This is a genomic window from Pseudomonas sp. SBT1-2, assembly GCF_028640875.1.
In the GTDB taxonomy this organism is placed as follows: Bacteria; Pseudomonadota; Gammaproteobacteria; order Pseudomonadales; family Pseudomonadaceae; genus Aquipseudomonas; species Aquipseudomonas chlororaphis_I.
Map to the genome: position 1 here is coordinate 33965 of NZ_JAQZAA010000108.1, position 13536 is coordinate 47500.

A 13536-nucleotide genomic window follows, 5' to 3' on the forward strand; every position below is an offset into this window, starting at 1 on the left:
GCATGAGACGCCTCGACATTGTATTGACGGGCCGCAGTCAGGCCCTGAACGAACTGGCCATGGAGCTGGAGCGCCACGGCCATCTGCTGCGGCGATTGGACTCGCCGCAAGCCATCGCCAACGCCGAAGGGCTGCGGCCCCATCTGCTGATCGACGATGGCAGCCTGGGTGCTTCACCCATCCTCGCGGCGGACACCGCGCGCCTGGAACTGCGCATCGCCCTGATCGCCCAAGCGGCTTGCGGGCTGCCACAGGTGCGCCTGTTCCACCGCCACGACTCCCGGCTGATCGAGCAGGCGACCTTGCCGGAGGAAGCCAGCGGCAATGGCCAGGCCCTGCGCAGCGGTGCTATCGCCAGGCTGGTGGCCAGCACCGCGCGGCTGGTCAGCGGCTTTTCCCGCGGCGCCGCGTTTTTCCACCAGCTCGCCACCCTGGATGAGCCCAGCGAACCGCTGCTGGGCCTGGAGCGCCTGGACTCGCTGGCCTTCGAGCACCGGCACAACCAACAGCCGGCACCGGCCTTGCTGCGGGAGATGCAGGTGCCGATCGCCCAGCGCATCGACCAGAGCCTGCTGGCCTTCGCCCAGCGCCCGGCCTTGAACATCCAGGGCATCGACTACAGCTACCAGGCCCTGCATCGCCTGAGCCGCAACCTGCAGCGGCAGATGCTCCGACACCTGCCCGCCAACCCCGGCCAACCGCCGGTGATCGGCCTGTGCCTGCCCAAGTCGGCGGTGCTGTATGCCGCCATTCTCGCCACCCTCGGCTGTGGCGCGGTGTACCTGCCGCTGGACCCGGAGCACCCGGCGCAACGGCGGCGCTACATTCTCGATAATGCCGGTGCGGTCCTGCTGCTGCACGACGGCTGCGAAGACCTGGGCGACCTCGACCTGGCGCAACTCGATGTACGCACCCTGCTGCATGACGATGCCGAGGACGCTCTCCCGCTGCTACGCCAGGCACCACCGCCAGAGGCGCCCTGCGTGGCGATCTACACCTCGGGCACCACCGGCCAGCCCAAGGGCGTATTGCTCAGCCAGGGCAATCTCAGCCACTTCTGCGCCTGGTACATCGGCCATGTCGAGCTGGAGCAAAACAGTCGGGTGCTGCAGTTCTCCACCATCAACTTCGACGCCTCGCTGCTGGATATCCTGCCCACCTTCCTCTGTGGCGCGCTGTTGGTGGTCCCCGATCAGGACCAGCGGCGCGACCCACAGCAACTGCTGGCCCTGCTCCAGCGCCAGCGGGTCAGCCATGCCTTCCTGCCGCCCGCGCTGCTGAGCATCCTGCCCCTGGAGCAGCCGCTGGGCCTGGAGCATCTGGTGACCGGCGGCGACGTCTGCGAACCCTTCGTCATCCAGCACCTGGCCGGCCAGTGCGCACTGCACAACATCTACGGCCCGACGGAAACCACGGTGCTGGCCACCACCCGCCGCCTGCGGGTCGGCGACAACCCGCGCAACCTCGGCCTGCCTATCGCCAACAGCCAGGTGCTGATCCTCGACGAACAGCTGCAACCAGTGCCCGAGCGCACCCCCGGCGAGCTGTACCTGGCCGGGCCGGGGGTCGGCCTCGGCTACCTGAACAACCCGGTGCTGAGTGCCGAACGCTACCTGGCCCTGGACCTGCCGGACGGGCGCCGACTGCGGGTCTATCGCACCGGGGATATCGGCCAGTGGACCGACAGCGGCGTCGAGATCTGCGGGCGGCGGGACAATCAGGTGAAGATCCGCGGGTTCCGGGTCGAGCCGGAAGAGATCGAACACTGCCTGCGCGACGGCCAGCTGTTTCGCCAGGTGGCGGTGGTGATCGACGAGCAGCGGCGGATCCTCGCCTACCTGGCCCAGCCAAATGCCGACGACGCGCTGCAAACCCTGCGCGAACAGGTACGCCAGCGCTTGCCGGACTACATGCGGCCCAGCGCCTACATCGAACTGCCGAGCATGCCCTACACCGCCAACGGCAAGGTCGACCGCCGCGCCCTGCTGGCCCTGCCGCGTACCCCGGGCCGCAACCGCCAGCGACGCCTGCCGCAAAACGCCAACGAACAGCGCCTGCTGCAGCTGTGGGCCGAGCTGCTGGAGCTGCCGGCCGAGGACATCGGCACCGACGACAGCTTCTTCAACCTCGGCGGCCACTCGATCCTGCTGTCGCGCCTGCTGCTGGCGATTCGCGAACAGTTCGGCCGCGGCCTGTCGATCAACCGCTTTATCGAGGCGCCGACCCTGAGCAACCTGGCGACCCTGATCGACGGCGCCGCCGACGACGGCCCGGACACGGCCCTCGACCAGGTGTTCGCCGATGCCCATGCCGAACTCGACCTGCAAGTGCTGCCCATCAGCCAGCTGGGCGACGTGCACAAGGTGCTGGTCACCGGCGCCAACAGCTTTCTCGGCGTGCACATAGTCGAGGCGCTGCTGGAATGGGGCGCCAGCGAGGTGGCGTGCCTGGTGCGGGAAACGCCTACGCAATCGGCCGCCGAACGTTTCGCCCAGGCCCTGCGCGACAACCGCCTGGAGCATCTGGACCTGAGCCGGGTGCGGGTGCATGCCGCCGATATCAGCCAGCCACGGCTGGGGCTGACGGCAGAGGTGTACGAGCGCATCGACCGCGAGTACGGCGCGCTGGTGCACAACGCCGCCAACGTCAACCACGTGCTCGATTACCCGGCGCTGGCGCGCGACAACGTCGAGCCGTTGTTCGAGTGCCTGCGCCTGTGCGAAGGGCGCAGCAAGAAGGTCTTCAACTTCGTCTCGACCCTGTCCGCCTCCAGCAGTATCGACGCCCAGGGCCGGGTGCTGGAACAGCCGCCCGCGGCCACCCCGCCGATCTACATCCGCAACGGCTACAACCTGTCCAAGTGGGTCGGCGAGCGGATCCTGCAACGGGCTCGCGAGCAAGGGGTGTGGGTCAATCTCTATCGCCCGGGCAACATCAGTTTCAACAGCCAGACCGGGGTCTGCCAGCCCCACCGGAACCGCCTGATGCTGATGCTCAAGGGCTCGCTGCAACTGGGCCAGGTGCCGCAGCTGGCGATGAACTTCGACCTGATGCCGGTGGACTTCCTCGCCCGCTTCATCGCCTTCCACGCCAGCCGTTATCAGCCGGCCCACGCGGTGTTCAACCTGCACAACCCGCAGCCTTTGAGCTGGGAGGCCTATGTCGCCTCGTTCCGCGAGGCCGGGCGCGAGTTCCGCATGGTCAGCGTCGCCGACTGGCAGCGCCAGCTGGGCCGGGTCGACCGCGACAACGCGCTGTTCGGCGTCCTCGGCTTCTACCTCAATGGCTTCGAGGAAGACATCGGCGACATCTCGCTGATCGGCCACGCCAACGCCGAGGCCGGGGTGCGACGCATGGGCGCCGACTACCCGGCCAAGGACCCGGCGCTGCTGCGCAAGGGCTGCCAGTACCTGAAAGACATCCGCTTTATCTGAACCCACCCACGCTGGAGAACAGCATGAAAAACCTGCAACCCGACACCCTGATCAAGAACCCGAACGCCTGCAAGGTCCTGTCCACCGTGGACATCGGCGCCGATGCCCGAAGCGTCTGGGCCATCGTCGGCAACTTCGCCGGCTTCCCGGCCTTCATTCCCGCGCTGTCGCACATCGAGATGACCGGCGAGGGCGTGCGCTCGGTGCGCAAGAAGTTCTTCCACGACGGCAACATCGTCATCGAACAACTCAACTCACGGGACGACCAGGTGCTGTACATGACCTGGAGCCTGATCTACGACACCCTGGGCATCGGCAACCTGTGGGCGGCCATGAGCGTCGAGGCCCTGCCCGGCGAACGGGCGCGCGCCACCTGGCGCATCGTCGCCGACCCGGCCGAAGGCGGTGCCGAGGTCGCGGCCTTCCAGAAGTTCCTGCAGGGGTTTGCCGATGAGGCAATGGGGAATGTGCGGAGGATGTTCAAGTAAGGCGCTGAAACGCCTGCGCGGGTGCGGGCGCTATCGCGAGCAAGCTCGCTCCTACAGAGGGATCGTGGCTTTCTGTAGGAGCGAGCTTGCTCGCGAAAAAACCAAACGCGATGCGGTCAGGTAGACCGCATCGCGTTTTTTATGTCGCTCGCCGATCAGATCTTGAAGCTATCCACCAGTTGCTTCAGGCGGTTGGCCTGCAGCGACAGGGCGTCGCAATCCTTCAGGGTTTCGTTGAGGTTGGCCACGCCCTGCTGGTTCAGCAGGTTGATCTGGCTGATGTCGACGTTGAGGGTTTCCACCACGGCGGTCTGCTCTTCGGTGGCGGCGGCCACCGACTGGTTCATGCCGTCGATCTCGGTGATGCGCTGGGTCACGCTGACCAGCCGCGCACCGGCCTGGTTGGCCACTTCGACGCTCTCTTCGCTGGACGCCTGGCTGGCGTTCATGGTCGATACCGCTTCGCGGGAGCCGATCTGCAGCGAGGTGATCATCTTGTGGATCTCCTCGGCCGATTCCTGGGTGCGATGGGCCAGGTTGCGGACCTCGTCGGCCACCACCGCGAAACCGCGACCGGCCTCACCGGCGCGTGCCGCTTCGATGGCTGCGTTGAGCGCCAGCAGGTTGGTCTGCTGGGAGATGCCTTTGATCACATCGAGGATGTGGCCGATGTTGTCGGTGCTGGCGTTCAGGGTTTCGATCTGGGTGCAGGACAGGCTGATCTTCTGCGACAGCTCGGTCATGGCCAGGATGGTTTGCTCCACCACCTGGCGACCATCGTCGGCCTGCTCGCTGGCGCCGCTGGCGTGCTGCGATGCATCGGCGGCGTTGCGGGCGATTTCCTGGGTGGCGGCGCCCAGCTGGTTGATTGCCGCGGCCACGCTGTTGGTGCGCGCGCTTTGTTCGTCGGAACCGATGATCGAGGCGTTGGACGACGCCATCACGCGCTGGGACAGGTCGTGCACCTGGCGGGTGGCCGAGGACACTTCGGAAATCGATGCGTGAATACGCTCCACGAACTGGTTGAACGAACCGCCCAGTACGCCGAATTCGTCCTTGCTCTCCACCACCAGGCGACGGGTCAGGTCGCCCTCGCCCTGGGCGATGTCCTGCATCGCACGGCCCATGGTGGTCAGCGGACGCATCAGCACCTGGATCAGCAGGCTGAGCAGCACGGCAATCGCGGCCACGGCGATGAACATCGCCAGCAGCGCCGAGGTGCGGAACTTGCTCAGCGGGGCGAAAGCCTTGTCACGGTCGATGGACAGGCCGATGTACCACTCGGCATTCGGCAGGCCGGTCACCGGGGTGAACGACAGGATGCGTTCCTGGCCTTTGAGCTGCACCTCCTGGGTGCCCTTCTGGATGTGTACGTTGTCGCCCGGGTAGATATCCTTGAGGTTCTTCATCACCTGGTCTTTGTCCGGGCTGACGATCACCTGCCCGTCCGCGCTGACCAGGAAGGCATGGCCCAGGCCGCCGAAGTCCACCGAGTTGATGATCTTCACCAGGGTTTCCAGACTCAGGTCGCCCCCCACCACGCCCAGCAGCTGGCCGTCCTTTTTCACCGGCATGGCGATGGTCACCACCAGACCGCCAACGGCCGCCATGTAGGGCGGGGTCAGCATGGTCTTGTCGGCCGCCACGGCCTGCTTGTACCAGGGACGCTGACGCGGGTCGTAGCCGTCGGGCATCTTCGCGTCAGGCCGCTGGGTGAACACACCGTTGGCCTGGCCCACGTAGGTGAACTGGAAGTTCGTGGTGAACGCCGGCTGGTCCACCAGCCCCGGGAAGTCAGCGTTGGCGCCCTGGTGGGCGACGTTCTGCGAGAGGTTCTCGAGCACCAGGATGCGTCCGCTCATCCAGTTCTGGACGCTGCTGGAAGTGAGGTCACCCGCCTGCTGGATCGACGATTCGAGGTTCTGGCGAATGGTGTTTCGCTGCAGATAGTCGTTGTACAAAGTGAACAACGCGAATGCCAGAACCACTACACCGGAGGCGGCCAAAAGGATTTTATGGCTGAACTTGAGATTCATGTCATGGGACTTCTTATGCCGAAAGTGGGGATGCGTACGGGATGCAACTTTCCATGTAACAGCGCAGGCGGCGTTCTACGACCGCTCTACTTTGGTGCACGCATGGGTCTCACTGTCTGTCGGCACGAGTCGGATAAATCTTAGCGATTTGTCAGAAATGTACGTGTTATCTGCAAAAAACCCGCTGAACGGCAGGCTAGAGCGGTCGCATCAGACTTTTCCATAGCCGGGCGCCCTGCGGCTGTTGCAAAATCCGAAACCCTTGATGACAATGCGACTAATTATCATTTGTGACACCCAGGCAGTCGCATCCATGTCATCACCTGAGTTCGCGGTACAGGCGCTTTACAGCCATCACCATGGCTGGCTCAACACATGGTTGCGCAGCCGGCTGGGCAATGCCGCCGATGCGGCCGACCTGGCGCAGGACACCTTCGTGCGCCTGTTGCAGCGCACCGAACGCCTCGAACTCAAGGCCCCGCGCGCTTTCCTGCGGACCATCGCCCGCGGCCTGGTGATCGACCACTGGCGCCGCGAGGAAATCGAACGCGCCTACCTGGAAACCATCGCCCATCTGCCAGAAGCCGAAGCCCCCAGCGAGGAAGCCCGTGCCCTGGTACTGGAGCTGCTGGAAAGCATTGCGCGCATGCTCGAAGGCCTGAAGCCGAAGGTGCGCAAGGCGTTCCTGCTGGCCCAGTGCGAAGGCCTGACCCACAAGCAGATCGCCGAACAGATGGGGCTGTCCCTGCGTTCGGTGGAGCGTTACGTGGCCGACGCGCTGTTCCACTGCTACCTGCTGCGCTATGAGGCGTGAGGGCTGTGGATAACCCTTCGATCAATCTGCGCCGGCCCGTGGACCCCAGGCACCTGGTGGTCAAGCAGGCCATCAACTGGATGCTGCGCCTGCGCAACAACGCCGGTAATCCCCGGCTGCTGCAGCAATGCGATACCTGGCGCGCAGCCCATCACGAACATGAGCTGGCCTGGCAACGGGTGCAATCGCTGCAACAGGAACTGCACAGCAACCTGCGGGCCGTACCCGGAGCCCAGGTGGCCTTCGATACCCTGGAAAACAGCGCCCAGCGCCTCGGCCGACGCCAGGCCCTGAAGCTGCTCGGCGGCGTCATGCTGGTGGGCTGCGCCGCGTGGCTGGGCAAGGAGCAACTGGCCTGGCAGCAATGGAGCGCCGACTTCGCCACCGCCACCGGCGAACGCCGCGGCTTCCAGTTGCCGGACGGCTCGCGCCTGGAGCTCAACACCGACAGCGCCGCCGACATGGACTTCAATGCCCAGCAACGGCTGATCCGGCTCAGCCGTGGGGAAATCATGCTGACTTGCGGGCCAGACCCGCAGGCGAGCCCTTCCAGGCCGCTGCTGGTACGGACTCGCCATGGCCTGTTCGAAGGGTTCGACGCCAGTTTCGTGGTGCGCATGGAAGGCGGCTGCACGCGCCTGAGCGTCACCGCCGGCAGCGTCGCCATTCACTCGCCACACACCGCCGATGGCATCTCGGCCCGGGTACAGGCCGGGCAAAGCTATCTGGTCAGTGCGTCCCAGGCACTGCCGGTGCCGCCGCTGGACATGGACGTGGGCGCCTGGGCCGATGGCCTGATCGTCACCCGCAACATGCGGCTGGCGGACTTCATCCACGAGGTCGGGCGTTATCGCCACGGTTACCTGGGCTGTGCCGACGAGATCGGCGACCTGCGCCTGTCCGGCGTGTTCCGCCTGGAAGACACCGACAAACTGCTGGCGATCCTCCCGCAAACCCTGCCCGTGCGCCTGCGTTATCGCACCCGCTGGTGGGTCACCCTGGAGCGCCTGGCCTGAGGCGCTGCAACTCGTTGAAATTTTTTTGGCGGCTTTTTCCCGTGAGTCCGGCTTAGACAGTAAGCACCTCCATCTGCCTTCAGCGACTCAACGGAACCCTTCCATGATTGTGCACTTGCACCACTTCTCTTCTGCACGGCCCGCCCTCGGCCTGCGCCATGCCGTGCGCGTGGCCCTGCTTTCCTCGGCGCTGGGCGTCGCCGCCCTGCCTGGCCTGGCCCAGGCGGCCGAGACGGGCGCGGCCAGCCTCAGCCACAGCTACAACATTCCTGGCGGCACCCTGAGCGACGTACTCAACCGCTTCGCCCGCGAGGCCGGCATCACCCTGTCGATGACCCCGGCGCAGCTCCAGGGCCGTCAGTCCGCCGGCCTGAAGGGCGAGTACTCCACCGACCAGGCCCTGGGCCAGTTGCTCAACGGCTCCGGCCTGGAAGCGCTGAGCCAGGACGGCAGCCGCTATGTGCTGCGGGCCTTGCCCGAGACCGGCGCCCTGGCGCTGCCGACCACCGACATCAAGGGTTTCGCCCTGGGCAATGCCTTGGGCAGCATGGAAGGCTACAACGCCACCCACAGCCAGATCGCCACCAAGACCAGTACCGCGCTGCTGGAAACCTCGCAAAGCGTGTCGGTGGTGACCCGCGAGCAAATGGACGACCAGGGCTCGCAAACCGTTTCCCAGACCATGCGCTACACCCCCGGCGTGCTGACCAATCCCTACGGCGCGACCCACAGGTACGACTACGTGGCCATGCGCGGCTTCAACGACGGCTCGGTGGACAACATCTACCTCGACGGCCTCAAGTCCATGGGCGACAGCGGCACCTACAGCACCATGCAGGTCGACCCGTACTTCCTGGAGCGGGTGGACATCCTCAAGGGACCTTCATCGGTGCTGTATGGCCGCAGTTCCCCCGGCGGCCTGGTGGCGCTGACCAGCAAGAAACCGCTGTTCGAGCCCTACCATCAGATCCAGGCCACGGTCGGCACCCAGGGTCAGCGCGGCATGGGCTTCGACTTCAGCGGCCCGGTGGACGACGACAAGCGCATCGCCTATCGCCTGACCGGGCTGGCGGACCGCTCCGACACCCAGTTCGACCACAACAAGGAAAAACGCTACGCCCTGGCACCGACCCTGAGCATCGACTTCACCGATGACACCTCGCTGACCCTGCAGGCCTACCTGCAACACGATCCGGATGGTGGCTACCACAGCGGCATGCCGGCCGACGGCGCGCTGCACCAGCGCAACGGCCAGCGGATTTCCGAGAATTTCTTCGAAGGCGAACCGGGTATCGATCGTTATGAGCGCGATCAGCAGTCGTTCGGTTATCAGTTCGAACATCGCTTCAACGATGTCTTCACCGCGCGGCAGAACTTCCGCTACCTCGACTCCAAGGTGAAGCTGGACCAGGTCTACGGCTACGGCTGGACCACCCCGACCAGCAACGAGCTGAACCGCTACTACACCGGTGGCGACGAGAAGCTGCATGCGTTCATCGTCGACAATATGCTGCAGGCCGAATTTCTCACTGGCGCGACCAAGCACACGGTGCTGATGGGCGCGGATTACCAACGGCGCAAGACGGTGGTGGACTGGACCAGCGGCTCGGTGGCGCCGATCAATGCGTTCGATCCGGTCTATGGCAACTCGGCCATCACTTACTACGACCCGCTCAGCTATCTGCGTCGCCTCGAGCAGACTGGCGTCTACCTGCAAGACCTGATCGAGATGGACCAGTGGCGCTTCTCCCTGGGCCTGCGCCAGGACTGGGTGGAGACTTCGGACGAGAACCGCCTGGCCGAAGCCTCGCGCCCGGTGGGCACCGAGATCAATGACAAGCGCACCAAGCTGACGGGCCGCGCCGGGGCGCTGTACCTGTTCGATAACGGACTGGCGCCTTATATCAGCTACTCCGAGTCCTTCAATCCCAACTCCTACGCGGACAGCGCCGGCAACCCGCTGGCGCCTACCGATGGCACCCAATGGGAACTGGGCCTGAAGTACCAGCCACCGGGCACGGATGACCTGTACACCGCGTCCCTGTTCCGCATCGACCAGGAAAACCTGGCCACCAAGCTGCCCCAGGAAAACTTCTATCGCGCGGTCGGCGCCGTGCGCTCCCAAGGCCTGGAACTGGAAGCGCACCTGCAGTTGAACGACAACCTCAAGCTGCTCGGCAGCTACACCTTCACCGATATCGAGTACTCGAAGTCGATGATCAGCACCCTGAGCACCGCCACCGACATCATCGAGAACAAGGGCAACTCGCCGACCCAGGCGCCGCGGCACATGGCTTCGCTGTGGGCTGACTACAAGTTCGACAGCGGGTCGCTCGACGGCCTGCGCCTGGGTGGCGGTGTGCGGTATGTGGGCTACAGCTGGGCGGATGCGGAGAACACCATGAAGGTGCCGTCCTACACGTTGTTCGATGCCTCCATCGGCTACGACCTGGGCAAGGTCGGCCTGAAGGGCGTGGATGTCCGGCTCAATGCCAACAACCTGACCAACGAATCCTACATCGCTTCCTGTGCCAGCCTGAGCTTCTGCTACATGGGCGAGGAGCGGAACGTCGCCGCCACGGTCAGCTACCAGTTCTAATTATTTGTCGATTCCCCCGAAGCCAGCGCACGCGCTGGCTTTGTCGTCTCTACGGGAAAATTCCATGCGCGCAATTCTGGTTCTACTGCATCGTTATATCGGCCTGGCCACCGCGGTGTTTCTGCTGCTGGCGGGGCTGACCGGCAGCCTGCTGGCCTTCAATCACGAGCTGGACGAGTGGCTCAACCCGGGGTTCTACGAGGCCCCTGCCGAGGGTTAGGCATTGCCGCCTGGAACCCTGGTCGACCAGGTGCAGGCGCAGCATCCACGCTTGCAGGTCTGGTACATGGAGTACCCCAACGAGCCCGGGCATACCGCGCTGCTCGCCGCAGTGCCGCGTAACGATCCGGCCACAGACAAACCGTTCAACGAACCCAACCAGGTGTTCTATCTGGACCCGGTCAGTGGCGAGCAGACCGGCAAGCGGTTCTGGGGCGCCTGCTGTTTTCAACGGGAGAACCTCATCCCCTTCATTCTCGAGTTCCACTACAACCTGACGCTGCCGGGTAATTGGGGACTGGTGTTGATGGGGCTGGTGGCGATCTTCTGGGTCGTCGATTGCTTCATTGCGCTGTTCCTCACCCTCCCCCGTGGCCGGCCGTTCTGGAAGAAGTGGTCGACCGCCTGGAAGATCAAGGGCGGGCACGCCTATCGTCTCAACATGGATCTGCATCGGGCGGGCGGGTTATGGCTGTGGTTACTGCTGCTGCCGATCGCCATCAGCAGCGTGGCGATGAACCTGCCGAGCCAGGTGTTCAAGCCGGTGGTATCCCTGCTCTCGCCGATCGAACCGAGCGTCTATGAAGCCCGTGGGCGTATGCCCAGCGATCAGTTGGGAGTCACCCGACTCACCTATCAACAGGCTTATGAACGGGCCCAGGAAGAAGGCAAACGGCTGGGCCTGACGGCGGCGATCGGCGAGCTGTATTACAGCTTCGAATACAACTTTTATGGCGCCGGTTTCGGCCAGCACGATACCGAGGCCCATGGTAAGTCGTGGCTGTTCTTTCATGGCACGGATGGCCGCCTGCTGGGGCAGGAGATCGCCGGGCAAGGCACCTTGGGCGAACGCTTCTATCGGCTGCAACTGCCGATCCATGGTGGCCGGATCATCGGTTTTACCGGGCAGGTGCTGATTGCGGTGTTGGGGTTGGTGATTGCGATGTTGTCCGTCACCGGGATCTATATCTGGTGGCGTAAATGGCTGGCTCGCAGAAGCAGCAAGATGCGTCAGCGGTGAAGTGAGAGGCGCTTCACTCTGTTCTGATGTTCTGATGTTCTGGAGTGGAGGTTGGGAGCCGGTGGGGGATTCAGGTCCCCCGCTGGGAAGCCTGGAGGCCTGACTCAGGTGTAAGCCCAGAGGCTTTCAGGCGTACAAAAACAAAACCCCTGTCTGCGTCAGCAGACAGGGGTTTCGGAATTCAATCTTGACGATGACCTACTCTCACATGGGGAAACCCCACACTACCATCGGCGATGCATCGTTTCACTGCTGAGTTCGGGATGGGATCAGGTGGTTCCAATGCTCTATGGTCGTCAAGAAATTCTGTGGCCGGACCGTTGGCTCAAGGGCCGAACGTGCCAGCAAAATCGGGAACTTCTACAAAAACAAAACCCCAACTGCTTTCGCAATTGGGGTTTCGGAATTTAATCTTGACGATGACCTACTCTCACATGGGGAAACCCCACACTACCATCGGCGATGCATCGTTTCACTTCTGAGTTCGGGATGGGATCAGGTGGTTCCAATGCTCTATGGTCGTCAAGAAATTCGGTGTGCCGACTCGTCTTTCGACGCTTCAGCAAATTGGGTATGTAATAGCTTTGTGGTGCTTTTGTGAGTAGTGCAAACTTTCGGTTCGTTTCGTCTTCACACACCGCAACTCGCTCTTAAGCAAATTGCTTGGGTGTTATATGGTCAAGCCTCACGGGCAATTAGTATTGGTTAGCTCAACGCCTCACAGCGCTTACACACCCAACCTATCAACGTCGTAGTCTTCGACGGCCCTTCAGGGAACTCAAGGTTCCAGTGAGATCTCATCTTGAGGCAAGTTTCCCGCTTAGATGCTTTCAGCGGTTATCTTTTCCGAACATAGCTACCCGGCAATGCCACTGGCGTGACAACCGGAACACCAGAGGTTCGTCCACTCCGGTCCTCTCGTACTAGGAGCAGCCCCTCTCAAATCTCAAACGTCCACGGCAGATAGGGACCGAACTGTCTCACGACGTTCTAAACCCAGCTCGCGTACCACTTTAAATGGCGAACAGCCATACCCTTGGGACCGGCTTCAGCCCCAGGATGTGATGAGCCGACATCGAGGTGCCAAACACCGCCGTCGATATGAACTCTTGGGCGGTATCAGCCTGTTATCCCCGGAGTACCTTTTATCCGTTGAGCGATGGCCCTTCCATACAGAACCACCGGATCACTAAGACCTACTTTCGTACCTGCTCGACGTGTCTGTCTCGCAGTCAAGCGCGCTTTTGCCTTTATACTCTACGACCGATTTCCGACCGGTCTGAGCGCACCTTCGTACTCCTCCGTTACTCTTTAGGAGGAGACCGCCCCAGTCAAACTACCCACCATACACTGTCCTCGATCCGGATAACGGACCTGAGTTAGAACCTCAAAGTTGCCAGGGTGGTATTTCAAGGATGGCTCCACGCGAACTGGCGTCCACGCTTCAAAGCCTCCCACCTATCCTACACAAGCAAATTCAAAGTCCAGTGCAAAGCTATAGTAAAGGTTCACGGGGTCTTTCCGTCTAGCCGCGGATACACTGCATCTTCACAGCGATTTCAATTTCACTGAGTCTCGGGTGGAGACAGCGCCGCCATCGTTACGCCATTCGTGCAGGTCGGAACTTACCCGACAAGGAATTTCGCTACCTTAGGACCGTTATAGTTACGGCCGCCGTTTACCGGGGCTTCGATCAAGAGCTTCGCGTTAGCTAACCCCATCAATTAACCTTCCGGCACCGGGCAGGCGTCACACCCTATACGTCCACTTTCGTGTTTGCAGAGTGCTGTGTTTTTAATAAACAGTCGCAGCGGCCTGGTATCTTCGACCGGCATGGGCTTACGGAGCAAGTCCTTCACCCTCACCGGCGCACCTTCTCCCGAAGTTACGGTGCCATTTTGCCTAGTTC

At 62.9% G+C, this 13536-nt stretch carries 6 protein-coding genes, 3 rRNA genes and 2 pseudogenes (1 of these 11 running past the window's edge); 6 read left to right on the plus strand and 5 right to left on the minus strand.

What is annotated here, in order from left to right:
- The first annotated feature begins 2 nt into the window (after positions 1–2).
- On the plus strand, positions 3–3434 hold the full coding sequence (locus tag PVZ78_RS23675) for a non-ribosomal peptide synthetase (protein ID WP_273829340.1): 3432 nt from the start codon (positions 3–5) through the stop codon (positions 3432–3434).
- Positions 3435–3457: 23 nt separating this feature from the next.
- Positions 3458–3922 (plus strand): SRPBCC family protein, encoded by a 465-nt coding sequence (locus tag PVZ78_RS23680; RefSeq protein WP_273829341.1) that lies wholly within the window; start codon positions 3458–3460, stop codon positions 3920–3922.
- Between the two features lie 155 nt (positions 3923–4077).
- Here the strand turns inward: PVZ78_RS23680 and PVZ78_RS31855 are convergent, their stop codons facing one another.
- Positions 4078–4863 (minus strand): methyl-accepting chemotaxis protein, encoded by a 786-nt coding sequence (locus PVZ78_RS31855; RefSeq protein WP_370686837.1) that lies wholly within the window; start codon positions 4861–4863, stop codon positions 4078–4080.
- Positions 4864–4932: 69 nt separating this feature from the next.
- Positions 4933–5958, minus strand: a pseudogene (locus PVZ78_RS31860) (HAMP domain-containing protein); the annotation flags it as partial.
- Between the two features lie 313 nt (positions 5959–6271).
- Here PVZ78_RS31860 and PVZ78_RS23690 point away from each other — a divergent pair.
- From PVZ78_RS23690 to PVZ78_RS23705, 4 genes and pseudogenes are all read left to right on the plus strand, one after another.
- Positions 6272–6772, plus strand: a complete 501-nt coding sequence (locus tag PVZ78_RS23690; RefSeq protein ID WP_016705108.1) for a sigma-70 family RNA polymerase sigma factor — start codon at positions 6272–6274, stop codon at positions 6770–6772.
- A 5-nt stretch (positions 6773–6777) separates the two neighbouring features.
- Complete coding sequence (locus tag PVZ78_RS23695; RefSeq protein ID WP_124314631.1) at positions 6778–7788, plus strand: FecR domain-containing protein; 1011 nt, start codon at positions 6778–6780, stop codon at positions 7786–7788.
- Between the two features lie 103 nt (positions 7789–7891).
- Positions 7892–10387, plus strand: a complete 2496-nt coding sequence (locus PVZ78_RS23700; protein WP_273829342.1) for a TonB-dependent siderophore receptor — start codon at positions 7892–7894, stop codon at positions 10385–10387.
- Between the two features lie 64 nt (positions 10388–10451).
- Positions 10452–11627: pseudogene (locus tag PVZ78_RS23705) on the plus strand (PepSY-associated TM helix domain-containing protein).
- 185 nt (positions 11628–11812) lie between these two features.
- Here PVZ78_RS23705 and rrf (PVZ78_RS23710) read toward each other — a convergent pair.
- The 3 genes from rrf (PVZ78_RS23710) to PVZ78_RS23720 form a co-directional block, all read right to left on the minus strand.
- A 5S ribosomal RNA gene (rrf, locus tag PVZ78_RS23710) occupies positions 11813–11928 on the minus strand.
- 110 nt (positions 11929–12038) lie between these two features.
- A 5S ribosomal RNA gene (gene rrf, locus PVZ78_RS23715) occupies positions 12039–12154 on the minus strand.
- A 147-nt stretch (positions 12155–12301) separates the two neighbouring features.
- Positions 12302–13536, minus strand: a 23S ribosomal RNA gene (locus PVZ78_RS23720); it runs 1657 nt beyond the window's last position.